Source organism: Bradyrhizobium sp. LA6.8, from assembly GCF_040547935.1.
Taxonomy (GTDB): domain Bacteria; phylum Pseudomonadota; class Alphaproteobacteria; order Rhizobiales; family Xanthobacteraceae; genus Bradyrhizobium; species Bradyrhizobium barranii.
Map to the genome: position 1 here is coordinate 298,177 of NZ_JBEPQQ010000006.1, position 23,197 is coordinate 321,373.

The 23,197-nt window shown below is 64.8% G+C and carries 26 protein-coding genes; 5 read left to right on the top strand and 21 right to left on the bottom strand.

The genetic code is table 11. The features are described from left to right. Position 1: 1 nt before the first annotated feature. Positions 2-1,003, bottom strand: coding sequence for an NrtA/SsuA/CpmA family ABC transporter substrate-binding protein (locus tag ABIA90_RS27835; protein WP_354120648.1), 1,002 nt, complete (start codon positions 1,001-1,003; stop codon positions 2-4). 323 nt (positions 1,004-1,326) lie between these two features. Between ABIA90_RS27835 and ABIA90_RS27840 the strand changes: the two genes are divergently transcribed. Continuing rightward, complete coding sequence (locus ABIA90_RS27840; RefSeq protein WP_063982296.1) at positions 1,327-2,001, top strand: lectin; 675 nt, start codon at positions 1,327-1,329, stop codon at positions 1,999-2,001. A gap of 200 nt (positions 2,002-2,201) precedes the next feature. Continuing rightward, entirely contained in the window at positions 2,202-2,909 is a 708-nt protein-coding gene (locus ABIA90_RS27845; RefSeq protein ID WP_354120647.1) for a glutathione S-transferase, read from the top strand. Positions 2,910-2,926: 17 nt separating this feature from the next. Here the strand turns inward: ABIA90_RS27845 and ABIA90_RS27850 are convergent, their stop codons facing one another. The 3 genes from ABIA90_RS27850 to ABIA90_RS27860 all read right to left on the bottom strand — a co-directional run bounded on the left by ABIA90_RS27850 (position 2,927) and on the right by ABIA90_RS27860 (position 4,668). Then, a complete protein-coding gene (locus ABIA90_RS27850; protein ID WP_354120646.1) occupies positions 2,927-3,601 on the bottom strand; it encodes a methyltransferase family protein in 675 nt (224 codons plus the stop codon). A gap of 116 nt (positions 3,602-3,717) precedes the next feature. Further along, entirely contained in the window at positions 3,718-3,888 is a 171-nt protein-coding gene (locus ABIA90_RS27855) for a hypothetical protein (protein WP_014494035.1), read from the bottom strand. Between the two features lie 306 nt (positions 3,889-4,194). Next, positions 4,195-4,668, bottom strand: a complete 474-nt coding sequence (locus ABIA90_RS27860; RefSeq protein ID WP_071912253.1) for a hypothetical protein — start codon at positions 4,666-4,668, stop codon at positions 4,195-4,197. Positions 4,669-4,914: 246 nt separating this feature from the next. On the opposite strand from ABIA90_RS27860, the gene ABIA90_RS27865 reads away from it, so the two are divergent. Further along, on the top strand, positions 4,915-6,570 hold the full coding sequence (locus tag ABIA90_RS27865) for a fumarate hydratase (protein ID WP_354120645.1): 1,656 nt from the start codon (positions 4,915-4,917) through the stop codon (positions 6,568-6,570). A gap of 43 nt (positions 6,571-6,613) precedes the next feature. Here ABIA90_RS27865 and ABIA90_RS27870 read toward each other — a convergent pair whose 3' ends face one another. The 7 genes from ABIA90_RS27870 to ABIA90_RS27900 all read right to left on the bottom strand — a co-directional run bounded on the left by ABIA90_RS27870 (position 6,614) and on the right by ABIA90_RS27900 (position 12,068). Next, complete coding sequence (locus ABIA90_RS27870) at positions 6,614-7,633, bottom strand: DUF3616 domain-containing protein (RefSeq protein WP_354120644.1); 1,020 nt, start codon at positions 7,631-7,633, stop codon at positions 6,614-6,616. A gap of 143 nt (positions 7,634-7,776) precedes the next feature. Then, positions 7,777-8,697 (bottom strand): SH3 domain-containing protein, encoded by a 921-nt coding sequence (locus ABIA90_RS27875; RefSeq protein WP_354120643.1) that lies wholly within the window; start codon positions 8,695-8,697, stop codon positions 7,777-7,779. 14 nt (positions 8,698-8,711) lie between these two features. Continuing rightward, complete coding sequence (locus ABIA90_RS27880) at positions 8,712-9,008, bottom strand: hypothetical protein (protein WP_071912259.1); 297 nt, start codon at positions 9,006-9,008, stop codon at positions 8,712-8,714. 105 nt (positions 9,009-9,113) lie between these two features. Then, the gene (locus ABIA90_RS27885) at positions 9,114-9,668 is read right to left on the bottom strand and encodes an inner membrane-spanning protein YciB (protein ID WP_014494042.1); all 555 of its coding nucleotides are present in this window, start codon (positions 9,666-9,668) and stop codon (positions 9,114-9,116) included. 12 nt (positions 9,669-9,680) lie between these two features. After that, the gene (locus ABIA90_RS27890; RefSeq protein ID WP_354120642.1) at positions 9,681-10,256 is read right to left on the bottom strand and encodes a hypothetical protein; all 576 of its coding nucleotides are present in this window, start codon (positions 10,254-10,256) and stop codon (positions 9,681-9,683) included. A gap of 76 nt (positions 10,257-10,332) precedes the next feature. Continuing rightward, positions 10,333-10,596 carry a hypothetical protein gene (locus ABIA90_RS27895; RefSeq protein ID WP_071912263.1) on the bottom strand — a complete coding sequence of 88 codons (264 nt, stop codon included), beginning with the start codon at positions 10,594-10,596 and terminating at the stop codon, positions 10,333-10,335. Positions 10,597-10,670: 74 nt separating this feature from the next. Then, positions 10,671-12,068: a carotenoid oxygenase family protein gene (locus ABIA90_RS27900; RefSeq protein ID WP_354120641.1), complete on the bottom strand. Its 1,398-nt coding sequence runs from the start codon at positions 12,066-12,068 to the stop codon at positions 10,671-10,673. 106 nt (positions 12,069-12,174) lie between these two features. On the opposite strand from ABIA90_RS27900, the gene ABIA90_RS27905 reads away from it, so the two are divergent. Next, on the top strand, positions 12,175-12,909 hold the full coding sequence (locus tag ABIA90_RS27905) for a TetR/AcrR family transcriptional regulator (RefSeq protein WP_354120640.1): 735 nt from the start codon (positions 12,175-12,177) through the stop codon (positions 12,907-12,909). Between the two features lie 21 nt (positions 12,910-12,930). Here the strand turns inward: ABIA90_RS27905 and ABIA90_RS27910 are convergent, their stop codons facing one another. After that, the gene (locus tag ABIA90_RS27910; protein ID WP_502916666.1) at positions 12,931-13,536 is read right to left on the bottom strand and encodes a hypothetical protein; all 606 of its coding nucleotides are present in this window, start codon (positions 13,534-13,536) and stop codon (positions 12,931-12,933) included. 161 nt (positions 13,537-13,697) lie between these two features. Between ABIA90_RS27910 and ABIA90_RS27915 the strand changes: the two genes are divergently transcribed. Next, positions 13,698-14,252, top strand: coding sequence for an SET domain-containing protein (locus tag ABIA90_RS27915; RefSeq protein WP_354120639.1), 555 nt, complete (start codon positions 13,698-13,700; stop codon positions 14,250-14,252). 150 nt (positions 14,253-14,402) lie between these two features. Here the strand turns inward: ABIA90_RS27915 and ABIA90_RS27920 are convergent, their stop codons facing one another. From ABIA90_RS27920 to ABIA90_RS27960, 9 genes are all read right to left on the bottom strand, one after another. Next, positions 14,403-14,801, bottom strand: coding sequence for a hypothetical protein (locus tag ABIA90_RS27920; RefSeq protein ID WP_354120638.1), 399 nt, complete (start codon positions 14,799-14,801; stop codon positions 14,403-14,405). A 37-nt stretch (positions 14,802-14,838) separates the two neighbouring features. Then, on the bottom strand, positions 14,839-15,069 hold the full coding sequence (locus tag ABIA90_RS27925) for a hypothetical protein (protein WP_354120637.1): 231 nt from the start codon (positions 15,067-15,069) through the stop codon (positions 14,839-14,841). A gap of 384 nt (positions 15,070-15,453) precedes the next feature. Further along, positions 15,454-16,509: a threonine aldolase family protein gene (locus ABIA90_RS27930; protein WP_354120636.1), complete on the bottom strand. Its 1,056-nt coding sequence runs from the start codon at positions 16,507-16,509 to the stop codon at positions 15,454-15,456. A 17-nt stretch (positions 16,510-16,526) separates the two neighbouring features. Then, positions 16,527-18,164 (bottom strand): ABC transporter permease, encoded by a 1,638-nt coding sequence (locus tag ABIA90_RS27935; protein WP_354120635.1) that lies wholly within the window; start codon positions 18,162-18,164, stop codon positions 16,527-16,529. Beyond that, complete coding sequence (locus ABIA90_RS27940; protein WP_354120634.1) at positions 18,161-19,222, bottom strand: ABC transporter ATP-binding protein; 1,062 nt, start codon at positions 19,220-19,222, stop codon at positions 18,161-18,163. Before ABIA90_RS27940 ends, ABIA90_RS27935 begins: the two co-directional genes overlap by 4 nt. Positions 19,223-19,226: 4 nt before the next feature. Then, complete coding sequence (locus ABIA90_RS27945; RefSeq protein ID WP_080703959.1) at positions 19,227-20,234, bottom strand: extracellular solute-binding protein; 1,008 nt, start codon at positions 20,232-20,234, stop codon at positions 19,227-19,229. A 31-nt stretch (positions 20,235-20,265) separates the two neighbouring features. Further along, the gene (locus ABIA90_RS27950; protein WP_354122487.1) at positions 20,266-21,444 is read right to left on the bottom strand and encodes a pyridoxal-phosphate-dependent aminotransferase family protein; all 1,179 of its coding nucleotides are present in this window, start codon (positions 21,442-21,444) and stop codon (positions 20,266-20,268) included. Next, positions 21,441-21,938 carry a LeuD/DmdB family oxidoreductase small subunit gene (locus ABIA90_RS27955; protein WP_354120633.1) on the bottom strand — a complete coding sequence of 166 codons (498 nt, stop codon included), beginning with the start codon at positions 21,936-21,938 and terminating at the stop codon, positions 21,441-21,443. Before ABIA90_RS27955 ends, ABIA90_RS27950 begins: the two co-directional genes overlap by 4 nt. Next, a complete protein-coding gene (locus ABIA90_RS27960; protein ID WP_354120632.1) occupies positions 21,935-23,197 on the bottom strand; it encodes a 3-isopropylmalate dehydratase large subunit in 1,263 nt (420 codons plus the stop codon). The genes ABIA90_RS27955 and ABIA90_RS27960 overlap by 4 nt, the downstream gene beginning before the upstream one ends.

The following is a 23,197-nucleotide window of genomic DNA, read 5'->3' on the forward strand; positions in this document are numbered from 1 at the left end:
CCTATTTCCACGAGAGCGTGACGCGTGCGGGGTCGACCTTCTTCAGCGGCTCGGCGACGACGACCTTGCTGAAGTCGGGCATCACCGCTCCCGGAGGATGGTTGCCGCTCTCGAGGCGCCATGCGGAGTGGGTCTTGAGAATCTCGATCAGCCGGTCGTCGAGACGCACCCGGTAAACATAGTCGGCCCAGATCGGAGCGAGGTCGTCCCGCTTCATGCCGACCGCGTCCGCCACGACCGTGATCGCTTCATCCGGGTGTGCTTTCATCCAGACCTCGGCGTCGATCAGCGCGGCGATGAACTTCTCAACCAGCGCAGGGTTGGCATCCAGATAGGGTCTCGTGACGACGATGTTGAACGTCTCGGAGTAAGTGCCCGTTGTATCGAGCTCAGCGACGGCTTCGCCGAGGGCCTTCTTGGCGTTGGCGATGTGGGGTTCCCAAGTGTCGATCGCGTCGATGCTTCCTGCTGCAAGTGCCGGCAGCATCTCCTGCGGCCGCAGGTTGACGAGGGTGACATCCTTGGGAGTCAATCCCGCCGACTTCAGCAAAGTCGCCGTGTAGACCTCGCTGCCGGTGCCGGCAGTGAATCCGATTCGCTTGCCGCGAAGATCTGCCTTGGTCTTGACGCCGGCCTTGGCCACGACGACCGTCTTGAGGTCGGAATATTCCATGCCGGCGACGAAGGCGATGGGCTGGTTTGCCATCGCCGAAGCGGTGACCGGCGCCTCCGCCGTCGTCGCGATGTCGGCGCCGCCCCCGATCACGGTGTCCAGGCACTGCTTGCCGGACGTGAAGTTCGAGACGGTGATGTCCAGTCCGTTCTTTTCGAAAATCCCCTTCGATTTGGCGACGATCGCAAGGCCGGAGATCGGTCCGAGGTTTTGCGCAAGCCGGGCTTTGAGCAATTCCGCGGCCGAGGCGCGGCCCGGACTGATGGCAAGGCAGCAAAGCGCGGCATAGCCGGCAATTGCCGCGATTGGGCGGACGGTGTTCCAGTGCATGACGATCTCCCCTCGCGCCGCGCCCGGCGGCAGCCCCGATGTGATCGCGGATGCCGCCCTGAACGGCCCCACAGCAGACTCCCGCGTCCTCTCCTGGGCGATCTCTTGAGGATCGGCCCCACGTTGGTATGCTCGCCCGGCGCTACGGTCTCGGGAAGCAATTAATCGACATGGCCCCCGGGGCGACCGGTCGTGCGCCGCCGCTCGAGGTGATGCGCGTGCGGCGGATGGCCGCTGGAATAATGTCTGTCGTGACGGGTTCATGTCAGCGGATCAAAGACCGTCCAGCGAGGCGCAATCGCAGGAACAATCGGGAGGATAGGATGAGCATTCTTGCCAGGGTCATCGTGCCAGCAGGCGTTGCGTTCGCGGTCTTCGCAAGTCCATCGGTGTGGGCGCAGTCAGCCGACATGACCTTCTTCGTGACTTCGAGCGGGCCGGGCAAGGGCGCCGATCTCGGCGGCCTGGAGGGAGCCGATGCGCAGTGCCAGAAGCTGGCGCAGGCCGGCGGCGCCGGCGGCAAGACCTGGCGCGCCTATCTCTCGACGCAGGCCGCCGACGGCAAGCCCGCCGTCAATGCCAAGGACCGCATTGGCAAGGGACCGTGGCAGAATGCCAAGGGTGCGGTGATTGCCAAGGACGTTGCCGACCTGCACGGCGCGGCCAATAACCTCACCAAGCAGACCGCGCTCAGCGAGAAGGGCGAGGTCATCAACGGCGCCGGCGACACGCCGAACCGGCACGATATCCTCACGGGATCGCAACCGGACGGCACCGCTTTTGCCGCGGGCGACGACAAGACCTGCAGGAACTGGACGTCGAGCACGCAGGGCGCGGCGGTCGTCGGCCATGCCGATCGTAAGGGCCTGCGCGACGACGAGCCGTCAAAGTCCTGGAACAGCTCTCACCCCTCGCGCGGCCCTGACGGCGGCTGCTCGCAGGCCGATCTGAAGAGCACCGGCGGCGACGGCCTGCTGTTTTGTTTCGCGGCGAATTGAGTTAGGGCGCGCAGCTCTCTCCCCGCGACATTGCGAGCGTAGCGAAGCAATCCAGACTGTCTCCGCGGAAAGATTCTGGATTGCTTCGCTTGTGCTCGCAATGACGGGGTATGTGGTGCCGCCGTTCCGTCTCGCTCTCACGGAACCTTCGGCCTCATGTTACATTGGTCCGACCGCTTCCACGCTCACGGACCCCTCCCATGAAATACGAGCTCTACTACTGGCCCGAGATCCAGGGCCGCGGCGAATATGTGCGGCTGGCGCTGGAGGAGGCGGGGGCGGCTTACGTCGACGTCGCGCGGGGGGCGCGCGGCACCAGCGCCATGATGAAGATGATGGACGCGCATGGCGGTACGCCGCCCTTCGCGCCGCCGTTCCTGAAAGCGGGCAAGCTCGTCATCGGCCAGACCGCCAACATCCTGCTCTATCTCGGCGCCCGTCATGGGCTCGCGCCGAAGACGGAAGCGGGCAAGCTTTGGGTGCACCAGCTTCAGCTCACCATCACCGACCTCGTAACCGAGATCCACGACACCCATCACCCGCTCGGGCCTTCGATGTACTATGAAGATCAGAAGGCGCCGGCGAAGAAGCGCACGGCCGAGTTTTGGGACGAGCGCGTGCCGAAATATCTCGGCTATTTCGAGGAGCTTCTCGCCGGCAATGGGGGTGCCTATGTCACCGGTCGCAGGCTGACTTACGTCGATCTCTCGCTGTTCCAGATCGTCGATGGGCTGCGCTACGCCTTCCCCAAGCGCATGAAGGCGTTCGAGGGAAATATCCCGGGCCTCGTCGATCTGCATGACCGCATCGCCGCGCGGCCGAACATCAAGGCCTATCTCGAAAGTGAGCGCCGCATTCCCTTCAACGAGCAAGGCATTTTCCGCCGCTACAAGGAATTGGACAATTAGCCGGTCCGGATAGCGGCTCACCACACGCCGGGCAGCAGGCGATAGCGCACGCGCGTCATATAGTCGGAATAGCCCGGCAGGCCCTCACGCAGCGTGCGCTCCTCGATGCCGATGCGGACAGCAAACAAAACGACGATGACCGGCGCCATAACGAGGCCCCACCACGAGCCCAGCAGCAGCGGCACGCCGGCGAAGAACAGGATCATGCCGCTGTACATGGGATGGCGCACGTGCGCGTAAGGCCCCGTCGAGACCACGCGTTGTGCGCGGTCGGCCTGGAGCTTCACCACGGGCGCGGCGAACGAGTTCTCGCGGAACACCCACAGGATGAACAGCGTCGAGAGGACGAACAGCACGAGACCGAGCGCCTGCAACGCAACCGGCATGTCGGAGGATTGCGTGCGCCGGTCGAGCCCCATCGCGGCCAGCCAGGCCAGCATCGCAATGACGAAGACGATCATGAAGGCCTTGTCGGCGGCAGGCTGGTCCCTTTGCAGGACCGGCCGCAGACGTTCGGCGAGCAGCGCCGGATCGACCCGATAAAGCCACCAGCCGCAGAGCGGGCCGAGCAGGGCGCAGGTGGCGAGGAACACCCAGGCCGAAGGCCAATGCATCGTCCCGGCGCAAGCGAACAGCAGCGCGCTCATGCCGGCGGTGGTGATCGTGTTCTGCAACAGCAGTTTTGCGATCATGCGCAGGTCCCGGGTCAGCCGCGCACGATATTGGTCCCGCTATCCGGCGAAGATGCGGCCGGACACGCGAAAAGCCCGATCGACCGGATCGGGCGTTTCATCTTTGACCGGCCTGATCAGGCGAGCTGATCGATCCGCGTGCCCTGACCCGGCGGAAGCGGCGCGGGCGGCGGCGGCTTGTAGGTCGGGTCGTTGTCCTTGGTCTTCTGGTCGTCCTGCTGCTTGGTCGTGTCGTAGCTCGGCACCACGATCGCGATCGGCGGCGGCGCAACGGTAGAAACGCTCATCCACAAATCCTCACACATGGAAACGATTGACCTTGCGCTGTGAGGAGCGAAGCTTCCGTCAAGCCAATCGTTAAAATGCGAAGGAGTTGGTGCGGTGGGATGCGCTGTTTTCGTGTCGGGTATCGCTCGATGTGGGGGAAGCCGAATCTCTCCTCGTCATTGCGAGCGCAGCGAAGCAATCCAGAGTACCTCGGCAGAGACAGACTGGATTGCTTCGCTACGCTCGCAATGACGAAGTGTGTGGCGGGCGGCGTCGCGATGCTTGCGTCGCCCCGTGCGTGGAAAGAGCGCGAAAAAGTACCCCGTCTATTCGTCCTTGCCGCGCGTGATCGCGATGGATGCGTCCGTCTTGGTGCGGGTGCATTCCATGTTGAGGCGGCGGTAGCGCATGACGACCTTGTCGCCGCGCAACAGTCCCATCCGCTTCAGGCAGCGTGTCGCGCCCGTCGTAGTGTCGTCCTTCGTCACGGTGAAGACGATCGCCGCCATCGACCCCACCAGTGAAAAGAACTCCGGTGTCGGCTTGCGATCGCCCTTGGCATAGAGCTCGATGGAATATTTGTCGCCGCGGCAACCCACGGACAGCTCCTTGGCCGCGGGGTGCGAGAGGTAGACGATGTTGGCGGCCCGGAAATTCACCTTGAGGCGCTCGACCTGGTTCGTCAGCTCCTTGGCGCTGTCATCGCAGCGATCCGCGCGGGCAGGCGAGGCGAGGGTCACAAGGCCGGTGATGGCGGCGGCGACCAGGATCGCGCCGCGGACGTTCAGTTTGAAAATCATGATGAAAAGCCCCTTAGGCCGCGCATTCAACCTTCGTCGCGCGCCGAGCGCAAGGGGTGCACCCAGGGCTTGCCGGGGACGGTCATCGCCACCTTGCGTCCGGCCGACGGCAACCAAAAAGGGCCGTCGTGACGCCGAATCGGGATGCCTCGGCCGCGCCAGAACGCCTTCCATTCGCGGCAAAAAAGCTTAGAACGCTTCTACGCTTAGAGGCCCGCGAGGGCTCCAAAACCCCGAGATTTGCCCATGAACGCTCCCACCGCCTTCCCCGATCCCGCAAAACCCGTTCCGCCCTACAAGCACACCCCGCTGTTCCCGCTGGGCAAGGACGAGACGCCCTACAAGAAGGTCACGGCCGAGGGTATCAGGGTCGAGAAGGTCCTGGGGAAGGACATGCTGGTGGTGTCGCGCGAGGCGCTGCGGGCGCTGTCGGAGGCGGCCTTTGGCGACATCAATCATTATCTGCGCCCCGGCCATCTGAAGCAACTCCGCGCGATCCTGGAGGACGGCGAGGCGAGCCCCAACGACAAGTTCGTCGCGCTGGACTTCCTGAAGAATGCCAACATCGCGGCCGGCGGCGTGCTGCCGATGTGCCAGGACACCGGCACCGCGATCATCATGGGCAAGAAGGGCTGCAACGTCATCACCGATGGTGACGACGAGGCGGCGCTGTCGGAAGGCGCGCGCGACGCTTACCTGCGCCGCAATCTGCGCTACTCGCAGGTCGCGCCCTTGTCGATGTACGAGGAGAAGAACACCGCCAACAACATGCCGGCGCAGTGCGAGATCTACGCCGAGGGCGACGACGCCTACAAGTTCATGTTCATGGCGAAGGGCGGCGGCTCAGCCAATAAAAGCTTCCTGTTCCAGGCCACGCCCTCGGTGCTGACCAAGGACCGGCTGCTCGCCTTCCTGAAGGAGAAGATCCTGACGCTGGGCACCGCGGCGTGCCCGCCCTATCACCTCGCCATCGTGATCGGCGGCACCTCGGCCGAGCTGTGCATGAAGACGGTGAAGCTGGCATCGGCCCGCTATCTTGATGCGCTGCCGACCCACGGCTCGCCCGACGGCAACGCCTTCCGCGACGTCGAAATGGAGCAGGAAATTCACAAGATGACGCAGTCGCTCGGCGTCGGCGCGCAGTTCGGTGGAAAATATTTCTGCCACGACGTGCGCGTGATCCGCATGCCGCGCCACGGCGCCTCGCTGCCGATCGGGCTCGGCGTGTCGTGCTCGGCCGACCGCCAGGTACTCGGCAAGATCACCAGGGATGGCGTCTATCTCGAGGAGCTCGAGCACAATCCGGCGCAGTATCTGCCGCAGGTCGAGCAGTCGCTCGGCGGCGAGGTCGTCAAGATCGACCTCAACCAGCCGATGAAGGACATCCTGGCGACGTTCTCGAAGTACCCGACCAAGACGCGGGTCTCGATGACCGGCACCATGATCGTCGCGCGCGACTCCGCGCACGCCAAGCTGCGCGAGCGCCTCGAGAGGGGCGAGCCGCTGCCGGACTATTTCAAGAACCATCCGGTCTACTACGCCGGTCCCGCCAAGACGCCCGAGGGCTACGCCTCCGGCGCGTTCGGCCCGACCACCGCGGGCCGCATGGATTCCTTCGTCGACCAGTTCCAGGCCGCCGGCGGTTCAATGGTGATGGTGGCGAAGGGCAACCGCGCGCCTGCCGTGCGCGAGGCCTGCAAGAAGTATGGCGGCTTCTATCTCGGCTCGATCGGCGGTGCGGCTGCGAACCTCGCCGAGCACTGCATCAAGAAGGTCGAGGTGCTCGAATATCCCGAGCTCGGCATGGAAGCGATCTGGCGCATCGAAGTCGTCGACTTCCCGGCGTTCATCATCATCGACGACAAGGGGAACGACTTCTTCAAGGAATTGAATCTGGGCTAGCGCTCCGCGCAGTTGAACGGCGGTCCGCCGCTGATGGTGCGCTTTAGCGCGGCACCAGATACTGCGTCGGCGCGCCATTTTCGGGCCGATCGAACATTACGAGCACGCGCCATGGCTCGCCGCTGATGTCGCTGAGCACCAGAAGGGTCTCTGCCTTGGCGGTGCTGTCGGCGACGCTGAGCGTGTGGCTCGGTCCAAGCTTGCCGCTGCTGGTATCGTAGAAGACGACGGCGGGCGCGATCTGCTGTTCGTTGACCGGCCCGGTCAGGAGAAGCAAGCCGCCTGACACGGCGGCGATGTCCCTGATACCGGTCGTTGTGCCAAGCGGCAGCGGAGGGTCGATGAGCTTGGCCTTGAGCGGCATGTTCTCGGTGAAGACGGCCTTTGCGTCGACCGTGAGAATATAAGCATTGCCGCCTTTGGAGGGACCACGGAAACCAAGATACATCAGGTCCGCCTTGACCGCGATGCCCTCGATGTTGGCGCCGTTGTCGCCGAGGGGCTTGTCGTAATCCGCGGGCAGTGCGTCCTTGATTGCACCGCGTAGGCGCGTCACGGATGCTTCGACGCCGATCACCTCGTCCGCGGAGATCGGGAAGGGCGGCTCTCCAGTGACCTTGTCGACGGGAAAGCGAAAGAGGTGATAGCTCGTCGGATTGCTGTCGTCGGGATCATGACGTTTGCGGCCGTGCGATCCGACCACGTAGAAATAACCGTCATCGTAAGCGGCGCCCTCGGCATCCGGATCGCCGCTGGCCTGATCGCTCAGCAGGCGGATCACCTTGCCGGGATTGATCGTCGTGCCTTCGATCGCAAAGAACTGCGCGTATTTCTTTTCGTCGTTGACGACGAGGCAGGATTTGAGGGGCGGGGATGTGGTCGCGCACGCCGCTCCGCTGATGTTGGTGCGGGCATCCGCGCTCTTCTTGAACGGCTCGCTCAGTTGCCACGCTGGCGACTGCGGCTCGAGCACATCGGCACTCGCCGGCGCTGCTCCGGCAAGTGCGGCGACGGCGGAGGCCAGGAACAGGTGGATGCGATTGCGAGCGGGGAGGGAGACCATGCAAATTCCCCTTCTGCTGAAAGTGTGTTGAGATCAATAAAAATCTTTAGTTGTATGCTTTATCCTGCTCGTGAAGCCGGCTGTGGTCAACGACCTGAGCGCCTTGGTCCCGTGGCCAATGACCGCAGATCGACAGCAGCCCGTCAGCTACAATTCGTAACCTGGTTCGAGCACAGCGAGCGCCACCAGCCGCGGACGCCGTCCTGGCTCTCGACGAGGCCCCAGAGCCCGCTACAGGCAAAGATGCGCTTCGGACCGCCGTCGGTGTCGATTGGGCCGCCGAGCTCGCGCTGGGCCGGCATCCATTTGGCATCGACGAACGGCGCCTGGAAAAGTCCGCCCACGCGCGTCGCGCCGTTGGCGTAGGATGCGCCGACCTTGTTGGACGCGACCCAGCCGCGCCCCGCATAGGGTTTTGGCGCGCTGCGCGGATATCTCTTCTCGTCCTCGTAGTCCTTGCCCGGCGGTTTTGCGCCTTCGATCAGAAACCAGCCATCCTTGAAGCCGATGATGCGGAATTCGGTGAGCCAGCCGCCGTCGGGCGTGTTCTCAGCACCGCCAAGCTTCAGCCGGTAGGGCGGCGGCAGCGAGCCGAGCACGCGCGCTTTCGCCGAGGGCTCGGGGCGCACGTTGAGGCCATCAGGATCCTTGTCGATGGACCAGGCGCCGAGATCACACGGCTCGGTCCCATCGGGCAGCGTTGCGCGCTTGGCGGAGAGATCGGCGTGGAGCTTTGCGAAGTCAGTGTCGTCGTTATCAGGGTCCGGCCCGCTGCGCGGCTTCAATTCGGCCGAGACCGCGCGCGTCGCATCCGGTGTCAGCGTGACGACGAGGGCCTGGCGTGCAGCGAACACGCTTGCCGGTGTCTTCGGATCGTTCGACGAGGCCGGATAGACGGCGAGGGTGCCGGTCGATCCTTCGGTCCGGTAGGCCGTGCCGGCGACATAGCCCGCCGGCACCATGGCGAGCGCGCTTGCGCGCCACGCCGGTTCGGTGTCATCCGCGCGCGCCGCTTGCGTCGCGACACACAGGATCGCTGCCGCGATGAGACGGAGCACGCGCATGGTTCGCAACGTGCCTACGCGCGCGCGCCCGTGAACGGAAAGCTGCCCATCGGGCCGATGCCCATCTCGCCGCTCATGCTGTCGCCAGAGACCGTTCCGATGAACTCGAGCGTCAACGGCATCGGATTGGTGATCGAGACTTTCCAGTTGACGGCGTCGCCGCTGATGGTGCCGTCGAAGATCTCGGCCGAATTGCCGTCGGCGCCCTGCGTTCCGGTCAGTGTGCCGCCGGAGTTCAGCAAGGTCAGCGTGGCCTTGCGCTCGCCCATGGGCGTCGTCATGGTCAGAGTCCAGTTGCCGTCCACGGCCATTCGTGTCTCCCATAAATCCCGGCGGGCAGCGACGATCCGCGGCCCGTCCCTGGCCGAGCGTATAGCGCAACTCGCAGCAGCTGCCTAACCCTCCCTTGGAGGCATTTAGGCGCGGGCGGCGGCACGGCGCCGGCTGGTGACAATGAGGCGAAGCACGACATACTGCACGGCAAAGGCGAGGATCTTGGCGCCGCCTGCGACCACCGTGATGTAGAACGCCCATAGCTTCAGATCGCCGGTGGAGGCGACCGCGATCATGCCGGCGCCGATCACGAACATCAGCAACGCCCAGGCATAGCCCGCGGCCGTCACATATTCCGGAACGGTCTCGACGACGATCGGCGGCATGTAGCGCAGCATCCAGCCGCGCTTGAGCATGATGGCGCCGATGGCGAAGTGCGCGATCGAGGGCTTTGCCAGCATGAAGCGGGGATCATTGGTCAGCAGGGTGACCGTGCCCAGCACGACGACGAGCGCGAGGCTCGCATAGGTCATGTAATTGAGCTGCTGCCCCTTCACGCGCGCGTAGATCACCTGCGCGATCGCTCCGGCAATCGCCACCGACGTAGCCAGGACGACGTTGTCGGTGATGAGGTAGATGACCAGGAAAACGATGGCGGAGAGGAAGTCGGAGGCGAGGCGGGCGAATACGTCCTTCATCGTCTGTCCTGTTCAGCGAGTGTTGGGCATTGCGCTGGCCGGCGCACCGTACTTGATCTGGCGATACTCGGGATACCATTTTGTGAAGTAGATCGCGCTGTTGCGGGCGGCGAAGGCGACCGCAAGGCCCGACCAGAGCGGCAGGCCGGGGACGTAGAGCAGCGCGATGTTGGCGGCCATCATCAACAGCGCGGCGGTGGTCCAGGCGCCGGTGATGACGTAGTTGGCGGTGAGGAAGCCGGGCATCGCCGCCGTCTCGGCCGGGACCGTTTCAACCGCATATTGCAGCGTGAACGGGTGGCGGACCAGCATCGAGCCGAGCGAGATGACGAAGATGCCGATGTCGACCGACAGCTTGACTCCCAGCGTGCTGAGCTTCGGGTCGATCAGCGCGAGGTAGAGGCCGATTGCGGCGAATACGATCGCCGAGCCCGTCGCCAGGATCTTCACGGAGCGGCCGCGCGCGACATCGACCGTGATGGTGGCGAGGCAGATCGCAGACGCGGCAAACACGCTGATCGTGGCCGACGTCACCAGCATCAGGAAAGTGTAGGCGCCGTAGGGCGCGAGGATCAGGAAAATCGCCATGAGCCGCCTCGGTCTGGCTAATCTTTACGATGTAAAGATCAATAATTCAGGAGCGATGCTGGGTCAAGCGAAATCTTTACAGTGTCAAAATAACGTAGGTGACTTCCAAAAAGTGAAGGGCAGCAATGGCTTGGTCGGACGCCTCGTCGGCGAATTCCGCCCAGGGCAGGCGCGACAGGATCGGCAGCGCGGCGGCGAGCAGGAGGCCGACCGAGAGCAAGATGCCGCCGTTGAAAATGACATGGCCGCTCCGTCGCAGCCGGATCATCCGGAGTGCGAGCGCTGCGCAGGCCAGGGCGAGGACGGCAAGGCAATCTGCGGTGATCGAGGGCATATGCATGCGAGGCCTCTTTGGTGACATCCGCGATGTCATTCCGGGGCTCGCGACGTCGTCGCGCCCCGGAATGACAAGAGTTACTGCGCGCCCACCCAATTGCCGTGAAAGCCGTCGGGCACGCGGTGGCCGAGCTGCACCAGCGCAACGGGGCCGGCTTCGACATCGGTGGCGTTGAACACCGCGAGGTCGCTGCGGTTCTCCCGCGCGCGCCAGACCACCGCCAACAGCCAGCCGTCGCCTTCCGTGGCATCCGTCGCGCGCTCGACGAACACCGGCTCGGAGATGGTATCGCCGGCCGGCAGCAGATAATGACCGAGCCGTCTGCCGTTGCCGTCGACATGGACGACGCCCGACAGCGCGCCGAACATCGGCAGCCGCGGATTGGCGCAGGCGTACCAGCCGTGACGGCTTTTCAATCCGGCGCGGCGGTCGTCGATGCGGGGGAATTCGCCCGTGAGATCGTCGAGGTAGGTCTGCTGGAAGCGGTCGGTCTTCCCTGAGAGATCGAACGTCCAGCGGCAATGGCGGGCGCGTGATTTCTCCGGATCCGTCGGCCGGCCATCGGGATGCGGAAACAGCGGCGCTTCCTCGAACTGCATGACGTCGGCGATGATGCGGTTGCCGTCCTCCCACGCATTCATGATGTGGAAGACATAGCAGGTTTCACCGCGGAACCAGACGATGTCCTTCGCCGTGCCGTTGCGCTTCATCACGCCGACATAAGCGCCCTTGTCCGGCTCCCAGGCATAGGGCGGCCGTCCGCTCATCGCGCGCTCCATGCTGCCGGTGATCGGGAGGATCGGAAACAGCGCGTGGTTCTCGGTGACGATGAAGTCGTGCACCATGCTGGCGTAGGGCGCCTCGAAACGTTCGAAGCGCGTGGCCTTGCCGGAGGCGTCGATCGATCCGTAGGAGAGGGCAGGGGTCAGCGGACCCGCGGCGTTGTAGCCAAAGAACACGAGCTCGCCGGTGACCGGGTCGACCTTCGGATGCGCCGTGAAGCTGCCGGCGACACGACCCTGATAATCGTGATAGCCGCGCGTCGCCAGCGTGCCCGGCTCGATCTCGGTCGGCAGATGCGCTTCTTCCAGCGCCAAGAGCTTGCCGGCATGAAAGATGATGTTGGTGTTGGCGACGCCGCCGTCGGTGAGGTTTTGTGGCGCATCCGGCAGCTTGCGGCCGAAGCCGCCGAACAGCGCGCGGCCGGCATCGTGCTCGGCCAGCCATTTCGGCGTGCGGACCCAGCGGTTGCGATAGCTGGCGCGGCCGTTCTCGAGGTGGAAGGCGTGCAGCATGCCGTCGCCGACGAACCAGTGCGCACCGGGCGCATCGAACTGCGGATTGGGACCGTTGCGATAGAGCACGCCATTCAGATCGCGCGGCAATTCCCCGACGATTTTGAGGAATGGCGCGTCGGCTTCGAATGGAATCGGACCGAGGTTATGGCGGCGCTCGGTGACGGCGTCGTGCTGCACGGCGTATCCCTCCCTATCTTTACATCGTAAAGATCGAATAATGCCGATCACCGCATTCGTCAAGTGAAATCTTTACACTGTCAATATTGCGTCATATAGCTTGCAAATGGCCAAAAGCGACACCAGGAGCGAAACAGCGCGCAAGCCGCGTACCCCGAGCAAGACATCGTCGGCCGCGAGCGCGCAGGCGCGTTCCGCACGCCGTCCGGCAGTAGCGAAGACGGAGACGCCGTATCATCACGGCGCCCTGCGCGAGGCGCTGCTCCAGGCCGCCGAACGGGTGCTGGAGCGCGACGGGCTCTCCGGCCTGACCTTGCGCGCGGTGGCGCGGGAGGCGGGCGTCTCGCATGCCGCGCCGACCCATCATTTCGGCGATCTCACCGGTCTGCTCAGCGAGCTCGCGGCCGTCGGCTTCCGCCAGTTTAACGCGGCGATGGCCTCGTCCTGCGACGCCGCCACCACGCCGCTGGAGCGCGCGCTGGCGCGGCCGAAGGCCTATGTCGCCTATGCGCAGGCCCATCCCGGCATGTACGGCATCATGTTCCGCACCGAACGGCTGGACTATTCCAGGCCCTCGCTGCACGAGGCGGCCGAAGCCTCCTTCGCCGGGCTCGCCAATGCCATCGGCATGATGCGTCAGGAGCAGATCAGCGAAGATTCGCTGACGCTGAACCAGGGCGCCGCGATCGCGCGCGCCTGGTCGATGGTGCACGGCTTCACCATGCTGTTGCTCGACGGCCGTCTCGAGGACATTTTGGGACGGCTGCCCGAGGGGACGACGGCCGAACAGTTGCTCGAGGCGATGCTGACGGCGCCTATCACGGCGAAGCTGCCGGCATAGCGCCTTCGGGCGGGCGCGGCCCTAGCGCATCGTCGCGAGTTCGACCGCACGTCCACGCGTGCCGACAATCTTCACCTCGTCCTTGCCGCAAGTGAAGCTGCGGGCGAAATCGTCCGCCGCCTTGCGCGCGAGCTCATTGGCGGTGGGGTTGGCGATGGGATCGACATAGGCGACGTGGCAGACCGGCCCCGGCGGCAGCCGCGTCACCACGAGCATGGCCTTGGTGTTCGGCCGTCCCTGCTTGTCGGGATCGGTGCCATCGGCGATGTGCCAGCGCTGGATCATGGCAATCGGCTTGGTGCCCGCGCTACGCCATTCGACGGTGGCCTCCGACGAATTGAATGGCGCGAACCAGACCTTTGCCGCCGGTTCCTCCGCTGCGGCCTTGCGGTTGCGGCCGACCGAGACGATTTCGCGCAGATCATCCTCGGCGATCAGCACGATCAGGCCGTTTTTTCCCGGGCAGACCCGTGTGGTGCTGCCGTCGAGCTCGCTGGGCTTGCCGATCTGGCGGCAGTCTTTTGGCGCCGTGGAGGAATAGGTGCTGCCCATGGATTGGGCGGCGACGTGACCCGCGCTCAGGCAAGTCAGCAGCACGGTCAGACAAAGGAACGCGATACGCCTCATGACGACGCCTTATACAGAGGGAACTCCCTCCATCAGACGTCTTCATTGTGGGCAAGGTTCAAACAGAGGCGGGATGTACCTGACAGCGGCGCGGAATCGTTCTAGAAGGGCGCCTTCCGCTGCGCCTACCGCGCTTCGTCCGCGACATATCTCATTCGATCATGCCAGCCATCGCTTCCAGCAAATCCTATCGCGTCGGCCGTTCCAAGACCGGACTTGGCCTCTTCGCCACCATGCCGATCAAGAAGGGGACCCGGATCATCCGTTATTTCGGACCGATCCTGGACTCCAGAATTCCCGCGCATGACGAGATCGAGAACAAATATCTGTTCGAGCTCAACAACCGCTGGACCATCGACGGGTCGGTGCGCAAGAACCTCGCCCGCTACATCAACCATTCCTGCCGCCCCAACGCCGAGTCCGACGTCCGGCCGCGCGAGCGCAAGGTCTTCATCCGCGCCATCAGGAACATCGAGCCGGGCGACGAGATCAACTACGATTACGGCACCGACTACTTCAAAGCCTATCTGAAGCCGATTGGCTGCAAATGCCCTTCCTGCGAGGCCAAGCGCAAGAAGCTGCGCGCCGAGGCCCGCGCCGAACGCACCAAGGTGAAGGCGCGCACGGAAGCCAAGGCCAAAAAGGCGGGCGCGAAGGCCGGCAAGAAGAAGCTCAACGGCCATGCCGTTGGCAAGAACGGTCGCGCGCGAGCATAGCACGAGGTCGAGCCCCATCTCCGCTGTCATGCCCCGGCCTTGACCGGGGCATCCAGTACGCCGCAGCCATACGCCTACTTTCTCTGGAATGCTGCGTCGCCCGGCCAGGCCGGACGACGACTGCGCGTGGTGTGCCGGTCGAGCCGAACCTCACACCGCCACCACACTCCCGCTCTTCCGCAATCCCACATATTGCAGCTCGGCAAACACGCCGGTCGCAATCGCCTGCGCGACGACCATGAGCTCGCCGCTGATGTTCGGCGACACCGCGCCCGAGAACAGCAGCGCGATGCTGCCGACCGTCCAGGCCGCGTTGCCGACCACGACCAGCAGCACGAGCGACCTCGCCATGGAGGCACGCGAGGCAAGCCAGCCGACCAGCGCGGTGTAGGCGATCAGGAACAGGCCGGTCTCGCGCAGCAGCGCTTCAGGCAGGTTGAACAGCGATGCGAACGCGCCGGCGCCGAAGGTGAAGCCGAGGGCGGCGACGCCGCTGAAGATGGCGTCGGCGAGAAGCGCGCGGCGCAGGAAGGTGGATGCGTCGATCATCGTGGTCTCCATGGTTGGGTTGGGCTTGGGGGTGAATTCAGTGCCGTCCGTGCCACCAGGCGCGGAGCAGGCGGGCGATGCGGAACGGGCAGAGGCTCTTGCCGACGCCGTGCTCGAAGGCTGTGACCTGCGCGACGACATAGTCGCCGGTCGAATGCACCAGCGGCTCGGGCATGTTGAGGCTGCGTGCCAGCATGCGGGTCGCGAGCGTCACGGCCCAGGGAACAAGGTGGTCTGCGATGGTCCGGTAGATCAGCAGCGCGATCATGGTCATCTCCTGTTGCGACCGAAGATGCGCCATGGCGGGGGCCAATTCGATTACCTCGCGGGTAAAGAATGCGCCCGTTCGCGACAGTCCTAAGGTGTTCGATGCAGTTCGCGAGGCGCGCGCAGGCTGGTCACCGTGCGCAGTCCCGAGACCATCGCTCTACTAGAAAGATGGGCCGGTTATTTGAAGAAGCGTTTCGGCAGGCTCTACCGGCAAGACATCACGCGCCCTAACGGGCGTGGCAGTTGGTTGAGCGTGTGTCGCTTGCCAAGCGATGCTCTTGTTGCGCAGGAGCTGCAATCGAAAATTGGAAGGCTGTAGACGCGTGGGTGACGGTGGGCGGGGCAACTATCTGCAGAATGATCGATTAAGGAATGATCGCTCTCAGCCTCCTGCGATCGCGCGATGGACGAGCGCGATGACCTCGTCGGCTTCCTGTTCGGTGCTGTCAAAGCGAGCCACGAACCGGATTACGTCCTGGCCCCGTCGCGCGAATTGCAGCCCGCTCGCTGCAAGACGGTTGATGGCCAAAGCGGGCAGGTTGATGAAAACCAGATTGGCTTCCACTGGCGCAATGAGCTGAACGTCGGGTAGCGCAGCGAGACCCGCTCCAAGACGCGCGGCCACGGCATTGGCCTTCGCCGCGAGCCGCAGATAAAGGCGATCCTCGACGTAGGCGAGCAGCTGTGCAGACGCAAAGCGCATCTTCGACGAGGTCTGGCCGGCGCGGCGAAGCCGATAGGACAGGGATTCGACGAGATCCTGGTCGAACACCACGATCGCATCCGCCGACATCGCCCCGTTCTTCGTCGCCCCGAAGGACAGGATGTCGACGCCAGCGCGCCAGGTCATGTCGGCCGGGCTGCAATCGAGCCGCGCCAGCGCGTTGGCGAACCGGGCGCCATCCATGTGCAGCGACAGATTCCTGTCGTGGGCGATTGCTCCGATTTCGGCGATCTCGGCGAGGGGATAGATTGTTCCATATTCGCTGGCCTGAGTGATCGACACCGCATCGGGCTGGGAGCGATTGCGGACTCCCCAGGCCGCCTGGCCCAGCGCCTGGCGCAGGCTCGACGGCTCGATCCGAAAGTTTCGGCCGGACATGGCGACGAGCTTCGCGCCGCCTGTGAAGGCTTCGGTCGCGCCGCCTTCCGCGGTGTGGATATGCGCCTCTTCGTGACAATAGATGGCGCCATAGGGCCGCGCACAGCTCGCGAGTGACAAGGCGTTGGCCGCCGTACCGGTCGAGACCGGGAACACGGTGACCGCGGTCTCGAACAGCTCCGAGAAGCGCGCATTCAACAATCTCGAATAATCGTCGTCCCCATAGGCGGCGGCCGGGCCGCGATTGGCCTCGGCGATCGCTCGCAGAATCTCGGGGCAGACCGGCGCGACATTGTCGCTGCGGAAATTCGGGAGCGTCGGGGCTGCTTCGTTCATACCGTCCTGTCCTGCCGTCATATCACGGTTGATTCCTGCTTGTTGATGCGCCGATTGATCAGGAGCAACGGGATTGCGGTGACGAGGATAAGCACCGCGGCCGCGGCGGCCGCTAGACCCGCGCCGGTGCCCTCGATGGCATGGTACATCACGACGGTCGTGGTCACCCAGCCGCTCGCATAGAGCACAATGGTCGCGCTCAATTCGGATGCCGCCGTGATCCAGACGAGCACCAGCCCGCCGACAAGGCCGCTCGTCATCAACGGCACCGTCAGGGTCGCGAAGGTTTTGCTCGGCGAGACCCCGAGATTGATCGAGGCCTCCTCGAGCGAGGGATCGAGCTGGTGCACGATTGCCGAGGACGACCGGATCGCGAAGGGGAGCTTGCGGACGACATAGGCGATGACCAGGATCAGCCAGCCGCCGGTCAGAATCAAGGGACCGCTGTTGAACGCGATGATGAGCCCGATCGCCAGGATCGTGCCCGAGACCGCAAACGGCACCATGCCGACGAAATCGAGCAATCCCGACAGGCGCGAGCGGTGCCGGGCCACGACATAGCCGATCGGGGCGCCGATCAGCATGGTGGCGACGGCCGCGATGCTGGCGAGCGTCAGCGTGTTGAGCAGCGGCCGATAGGAGCCCGACAATAGGGTGGCGTAATTGCCCAATCCGAACTCCCAGGTCAGGACAGGGCCGCGAAAGCGCAGGAGGGAGATCATCAACACGGCCGCGAACGGCAGCAGCGAAGCAATCACAATGCCCCAACTCACGATCGTGGCCGTGAGCCGCAGTCCCGGCGTCAGAGGCAGCTTCGCGGGCGCGCTGCGGGCATTGGTCGAAAACCGGCGCTTGCCGAGGTAGTGCCGCTGAACGAGCAGCGCGATCGCCGTGCAGGCGATCAGGAGCACGCTGAGTGCGCCCGCCGCGGCCGGGTTGGCATCAGATTCGCCGGCGAACAGCTTGAAGATGTCGACGGCCAGGAACGGCCGGTCCTCAGCCAGCACCGCTGGCACGCCGAAATTCTCCAGTGCCTCAATGAACACCAATAGTCCGCCGGCAAGGATCGCCGGCATCACGATGGGCAGCAGCACGGTGCGGATCACATAGGGCCGTGAGCCGCCGAGATTGCGGGCTGCCTCCTCCATCGAGGCGTCGACGGCCTGGAAGCCGGCCAGCACGGGCATGACGACGTATGGATAGAGCGTCAACGTGAACACGATGACGATGCCGGGCACGCCGTAGATCGATCCGATCGGGATGCCGATCCCGCGCAGAGCGGTGGTGACGACGCCAGCATGGCCGAACAGCAGCACGAGGGCGTAGGCGCTGACGAACGAGGGCAGGACTAGCGGCAAGGACGCAAGCGTCAGCAGCAGCGCGCGGCCCGGTATGTCGATCCGGGCAAGACAGAAGGCGAGCGGGATGCCGATCGCGCATGCGAAGGCCGTCGCGAGCGCGGCGCAAAGCAGACTGTTGCCGATGCTGCCGAGATAGTAGCGGCTCTTCACAATCGCCGCATAGTTCCCAAGTGTCAGGCCGCCCGTGCCGTCGATCCGAAAGCTTGCATCCAGGACGAGCGCCAGCGGGTAGAGCAGAAACACCGCGAGCAGCACCAACGCCGCCAGCGTCACGATGGTGGCGAAGCGTTTCATTGCGCTGGATACGCCGTGATCTGGGCAGGGTCGTAGGCAAGGGTGAGCGGTGCGCCGGGCAAGAGATCGAGCGCCTGGCCGCCGAGCGCCGAGATCCGAATCTGGGTGCCGTCCGGCAGGGTTGCGTGGAGGCGTTGTACCGGGCCGAGAAATTCACGCAGCGCCAGACGCGCATGCACAAGCGAGCCACCGGAACCGTCTCGCAGCTGCAGGGCCTCCGGCCTGACCGACAGCAACACCGGCGCGCCCGGCGCTGCGACCTCGCCTCTGACCGTGAATTCCGTTCCGGCTGCTGCGACAGGAGTGTTACGGCCGTCGAAAGCTCCCGCGATGCCCGGCACCATATTGGTCGAGCCGAGGAATTCGGCGACGAAGGCAGTCTGCGGCATCCGATAGATGCGCTCCGGCGTGTCCACTTGCTCGATCTTGCCGTGACGCAAGACGGCGATGCGATCGGAGATGGCGAGTGCCTCCTCCTGATCATGCGTCACGTAGATCGCAGTCAGGCCGAGCGCCTGCTGCAGCTGTCGGACCTCGATCCGCATTTCGGTGCGCAACTGCGCGTCGAGGTTGGACAGCGGCTCGTCGAACAGGAGCACGGCGGGCTCGATCACGAGTGCGCGGGCGATTGCCACGCGTTGCAGCTGACCGCCGGAGAGCTGGTGTGGTGACCGCGGACCGTAACCTGCAAGGCGCACCCGCTCGAGCGCCTTGTCGACGCGCGATGCGATCTCGGCAGCCGGAACCTTCCTGGCCTTCAGCCCGTAGGCCACGTTTTCGGCGACGGTGTGGTTCGGGAAGATCGCGTAGTTCTGAAACACCATGCCGGTGTCGCGGCGATGCGCGGGCAGAGCATCGATGCGCCGGCCGTCGAAGCAAATGGAGCCGGATTCGACGTCGATGAAGCCTGCGATCATGCGCAGCAACGTCGTCTTCCCGCAGCCTGACGGCCCAAGCAGCGTGAACAGCTCGCCATGCTTGATGTCGAGCGAGATGTCGTCCACGGCCCGCACCGCGCCGAAGGTGCGGGTCAGGTTTTCAATCCGGATCGCGGTCATCGGATCAGCGCGTGTTCTGGATCGTGGTCTTCAGCCGCGCGAGGGTGTCGCGACGGGCCGCTTCCCATTTGGTGTCGTCATAGGGCAGCACCTTGACCGCCGAGAACGGCAGCATCCCCGGTGCGACTGCCTCGAGCTCGATATCCTGACGGGCAGGGCGCCGGAACGTCGCCTTCAGCAACATCTCCTGGACTTCCTTGCTGGCCAGATAGTCGACCAGCCGTTTGGCGGGCTCGGGGTTCGGTCCGCCTTTCAGGATGGCCGCGCCCTCGACGCCCGCATAGGTGCCCTCGGCCGGATAGGCGACGCTCACCGGCGCACCGTTATGGGCCCACAGGAAGCCGGCATATTCGAGCGTGATGCCAAGCGGATATTCGCCGCTGCCGATCCCGTCGAAGACCTGGGTCGAGCGGTTGAGCACCTTCGCATTCGCAAGCAGCCCGTCCATCTTGGTCCAGGCTGCGTCGTCCGCGCCCCACAGCGAGAGAAGCGTGGTCGCGGCCGCGTATGAGAATCCGGAATTGGCAGGGTCGGTAAAGGCGAGCTTGCCTTTCCATTTCGGATCGAGGAGGTCTGCCCAGGCTTTGGGCCCGCTGGCCTTGTCGATCGCCTTGGTGTTCTGGCCGATCACCACGACCTGGATGTTGGTGCCCAGCCAAAGGTCGTTTGGATCGCGAAATTGCGCCGGCACGGCTTCGCGGCCCTTCGCCGCGTAAGCCTGAAGGTGCGGGCTCGCCAGCCGCAGCAGCGTCGCACTGACGCCCCAGATCACGTCGCCCTGCGGATTGGCGGCCTCGGACGCGACGCGGCGCACCAGCACACCTGATCCGGTCGAGACCACGTCCACCTTGATTCCGGTCGCCTTGGCGAAGCCTTCGGCTACAAGCTTGTTCACGGTGTCGTCGTTGGCCGAATAGAGCACGACGCTCTGCTGGGCCGAGGCCAGCCCGGCCGCGAACAGCGATGCCGCGAGCGTCACGACTCGGGCGAGGATGGAGGCAGGAGATCTCATCGTGGTTCGCCCTCGTGGTTTCAGCGATTGCTCATGCGGTTGCGGCGAGGTACTCGGTGGCCGCCTTGAGCCCGGCGCCGGGTTCGATCGGCAGGCCGAACTTCGTGAGTGCGTCCTCGAGATGCAGAAGGTCGGTCAGAATGGTCCCCGCGCTCAAAGCACCCATCGTGCCAAACCGGATGACACGGCCGGAGAGACGGTTGCGGGCGCCTGCGATCACCGTGCGGTGATCCTGGTAGAGCTGCCGCACGATGGCTCCGCCTTCGAGCCCGTCGGGGACTTTGAAAACCACGACCGTGTTCGAGCGTGGCTCATCGCGGCAAAAATCTGCGAGTCCGAGCGCCGCGCCGCCGGCGCGCAACGCGGCGGAGAGCTTCTTGTGGCGCGCGAGCACATTGGCGAAGCCTTCCTCGTGCATCATCGTCAAGGCCTCACGCAGGCCATAGATGAGGCTCACCGGTGCCGTGAACGCGGTCTCGTTCTGCTCTGCGGATTTCAGCGCGCGACGGAAATCCCAGTAGAAGGCCGATCGCTGCTCGTCCTGCCCGATCACGCGCCACGCCTTGGCGCTGACGCTGGCAAGTGCGAGGCCGGGCGGGCACATCAAGGCCTTTTGCGAGGCCGAGACAACGATGTCGACGCCCCATTCGTCCTGCCGCATCGCGATGCCGCCGAGACCGCTGACGGAGTCTGCGATGAGCAGCGTTGGCCGGTCGCGCACCAGTGCGCCAAGCGCCGCGAGATCGGCCACGATCCCGGTCGAGCTCTCATTGTGCACGACGACGACGGCGCGATAGGTGTGCTCGCGCAATCGGGCTTCCACCGCGGCGACATCGATCGCCTGGCCCCATTCGATTGCGACCGTGTCGACGGTGATGTTCATGGCCTTGGCGATCGTGGTGAAACGCTCACCGAACTGACCATGCTCGACTACGAGGATCCGATGGCCCGGTCCGGCCACGTTGACGAGCGCAGCCTCCATACCGCCGGTTCCGGAGCTCGCAAAGAACAGGATGCGGTTCGTCGTGCCTAAAATCGGGCGGATCATCTCCTCCGCCTCGCCGATTGCAGTCCGGCATTCGGGTCCGCGATGGTTGACCATCACCCGAGCCATCGCCAGCCGCACCCGCTCGGGCACTTCGGTTGGACCGGGAAGCCGAAGACGGTATCCCGTCGAAGCAATGGCGCTCGGAGTGTCTGTGGTCGTCATAGCTTGAAGTCACCGTTTTGACGCATGTAGGGAACGAGGCCGCCCGCGTGCAGGATCGCCAGCATGATCGGCGGCAGCGGCTCCGGGCTGAGCGTCTCGCCGCTGCGTTCGTTGCGGATTGCGCCGGTGCCGTCGGAGATCAGGATGTCGCCCTCGCGAATCTCGCCGGTTTCGCAGACAAGCGGCAGCAGGCCGTTGTTGATCGCGTTGCGGTAGTAGGTGCGCGAGAAGCTTCGCGCCATCACCGCCGGAATGCCGGCCCCGAGCACGGTCGTGACGGCAACCTCCATCGCCGAGCCGCAACCGAAATTCTTGCCCGCCACCAGGATGTCTCCGGGTTGCACAGAGGCTGCAAATGTCGGATCGACATGCTCGAACAGGAATTGCCTGAGAACGGCGGGGTCGAGGCTCTCCCGCTTGCGGGTCGAGCTGATGATGGAGTCGGTGTTGACGTCGTCGCCGACGAGTCGCGCGCGTCCTCGCAGGGCTGTCATCGCGACACCTCGCGAGGATCGGTTACGGCACCGCGGGTCGCGGCGGCTGCGCAAGCTGCCGGGGAGGCGAGATAGATCGATGCCTTGGCGTTGCCCATGCGGCCTTTGAAGTTGCGGTTGGCGGTCGAGATCACCGAAACCCCGTCTGCGGGGATCACCCCGCAGGTCCCGCAGCAGGAGCCGCAGCCCGGCTCGACCACGGTGGCGCCGAAGCCGATCAGGGCGTCGAGCGTGCCATCGCCCGCCATGGCGTCGCGGACCTCGCGCGATGCCGGCGTGACCACGAGCTGCACGCCGGGCGCGACGCCTCCACCCGCCTCGAGCACGGCGAGGGCTTGATGGAAGTCGCGTAACCTGCCGCCGGTGCAGGTGCCGAGATAGACCATCTGTACCGGCGTGCCGGCCGCATCCTCGAGCGCCACGACCTGATCCACCAGGTGCGGCAACGCGATCCGCGGCGTGAGGGCGTCGAGCGCGATCTTCACGGTCCGGCTGTAGTGCGCATCCGGATCCGCTGCGACCGGTTCGAAAGCCCGGCCGGTGCGGCCCTGCAGATAGGCGACGGTTTCAGCATCGGCCGGGAAGATGCCGGTCTTCGCGCCCATCTCGACTGCAAGATTGCTCAGGACGAGGCGGTCCTCCAGCGCGAGGGTGGCGACACCCGGTCCTGCGAATTCGAGTGCCTGATAGGCGGCACCGTCAGCGCCGAGCATGCCCGCGAGGGCCAGTGCGATATCCTTCGCATAGACGCCGCTCGGCAGTTGTCCGGTCAGGACGACGCGGATCGAATCCGGCACGCGCAGCCAGATCCGGCCACACAGCATGACCGCGGCGAGATCGGACGAGCCGATCCCGGTCGCAAAGCAATTCAGTGCCCCGTATGTCACGGCATGGCTGTCGGCTCCGACGACCAGACCACCCGGCAGAGCGCGGCCCGTCTCCACGATGAGCTGGTGACCGATTCCTTCACCGGCTTCATGCAGCGTGACGCTGAACCGCCTGGCGAAGTCCCGCATCACGCGGTGCAGCTCGATCGTCTGCGGGCTTGTCGGCGGCACGTAATGGTCGAGCGCAAAGACCAATCGGGCGGCATCGCGCACGTTCTCTCCGCCCATCGCCTTGAAATAGTCGAGCGCCATCGGGACCGAACCGTCGGTGCCGAGCGCGCAATCGACCTCGCAGACCACGAGGTCCCCGGCGTGCGCATCCTGCCCGGATTTTCGAGCGAGGATCTTCTCGGAGATCGTACGCCCGGCCAT

Bases quoted from the DNA above. Each gene is read 5' to 3' on its own strand.
- ABIA90_RS27935 (WP_354120635.1), bottom strand. From the start codon at position 18,164: ATGAAACGCTTCGCCACCATCGTGACGCTGGCGGCGTTGGTGCTGCTC.
- ABIA90_RS27950 (WP_354122487.1), bottom strand. From the start codon at position 21,444: ATGACGACCACAGACACTCCGAGCGCCATTGCTTCGACGGGATACCGT.
- ABIA90_RS27890 (WP_354120642.1), bottom strand. From the start codon at position 10,256: ATGGCGATTTTCCTGATCCTCGCGCCCTACGGCGCCTACACTTTCCTG.
- ABIA90_RS27865 (WP_354120645.1), top strand. From the start codon at position 4,915: ATGAACGCTCCCACCGCCTTCCCCGATCCCGCAAAACCCGTTCCGCCC.
- ABIA90_RS27850 (WP_354120646.1), bottom strand. From the start codon at position 3,601: ATGATCGCAAAACTGCTGTTGCAGAACACGATCACCACCGCCGGCATG.
- ABIA90_RS27835 (WP_354120648.1), bottom strand. From the start codon at position 1,003: ATGCACTGGAACACCGTCCGCCCAATCGCGGCAATTGCCGGCTATGCC.
- ABIA90_RS27925 (WP_354120637.1), bottom strand. From the start codon at position 15,069: ATGATCGCGCTGCTGATCTACCGGACCATCGCAGACCACCTTGTTCCC.
- ABIA90_RS27885 (WP_014494042.1), bottom strand. From the start codon at position 9,668: ATGAAGGACGTATTCGCCCGCCTCGCCTCCGACTTCCTCTCCGCCATC.
- ABIA90_RS27940 (WP_354120634.1), bottom strand. From the start codon at position 19,222: ATGACCGCGATCCGGATTGAAAACCTGACCCGCACCTTCGGCGCGGTG.
- ABIA90_RS27955 (WP_354120633.1), bottom strand. From the start codon at position 21,938: ATGACAGCCCTGCGAGGACGCGCGCGACTCGTCGGCGACGACGTCAAC.
- ABIA90_RS27895 (WP_071912263.1), bottom strand. From the start codon at position 10,596: ATGCATATGCCCTCGATCACCGCAGATTGCCTTGCCGTCCTCGCCCTG.
- ABIA90_RS27930 (WP_354120636.1), bottom strand. From the start codon at position 16,509: ATGAACGAAGCAGCCCCGACGCTCCCGAATTTCCGCAGCGACAATGTC.
- ABIA90_RS27875 (WP_354120643.1), bottom strand. From the start codon at position 8,697: ATGCGCGTGCTCCGTCTCATCGCGGCAGCGATCCTGTGTGTCGCGACG.
- ABIA90_RS27860 (WP_071912253.1), bottom strand. From the start codon at position 4,668: ATGATTTTCAAACTGAACGTCCGCGGCGCGATCCTGGTCGCCGCCGCC.
- ABIA90_RS27870 (WP_354120644.1), bottom strand. From the start codon at position 7,633: ATGGTCTCCCTCCCCGCTCGCAATCGCATCCACCTGTTCCTGGCCTCC.
- ABIA90_RS27855 (WP_014494035.1), bottom strand. From the start codon at position 3,888: ATGAGCGTTTCTACCGTTGCGCCGCCGCCGATCGCGATCGTGGTGCCG.
- ABIA90_RS27960 (WP_354120632.1), bottom strand. From the start codon at position 23,197: ATGGCCGGGCGTACGATCTCCGAGAAGATCCTCGCTCGAAAATCCGGG.
- ABIA90_RS27845 (WP_354120647.1), top strand. From the start codon at position 2,202: ATGAAATACGAGCTCTACTACTGGCCCGAGATCCAGGGCCGCGGCGAA.
- ABIA90_RS27915 (WP_354120639.1), top strand. From the start codon at position 13,698: ATGCCAGCCATCGCTTCCAGCAAATCCTATCGCGTCGGCCGTTCCAAG.
- ABIA90_RS27880 (WP_071912259.1), bottom strand. From the start codon at position 9,008: ATGGCCGTGGACGGCAACTGGACTCTGACCATGACGACGCCCATGGGC.
- ABIA90_RS27905 (WP_354120640.1), top strand. From the start codon at position 12,175: ATGGCCAAAAGCGACACCAGGAGCGAAACAGCGCGCAAGCCGCGTACC.
- ABIA90_RS27920 (WP_354120638.1), bottom strand. From the start codon at position 14,801: ATGATCGACGCATCCACCTTCCTGCGCCGCGCGCTTCTCGCCGACGCC.
- ABIA90_RS27945 (WP_080703959.1), bottom strand. From the start codon at position 20,234: ATGAGATCTCCTGCCTCCATCCTCGCCCGAGTCGTGACGCTCGCGGCA.
- ABIA90_RS27840 (WP_063982296.1), top strand. From the start codon at position 1,327: ATGAGCATTCTTGCCAGGGTCATCGTGCCAGCAGGCGTTGCGTTCGCG.
- ABIA90_RS27910 (WP_502916666.1), bottom strand. From the start codon at position 13,536: ATGAGGCGTATCGCGTTCCTTTGTCTGACCGTGCTGCTGACTTGCCTG.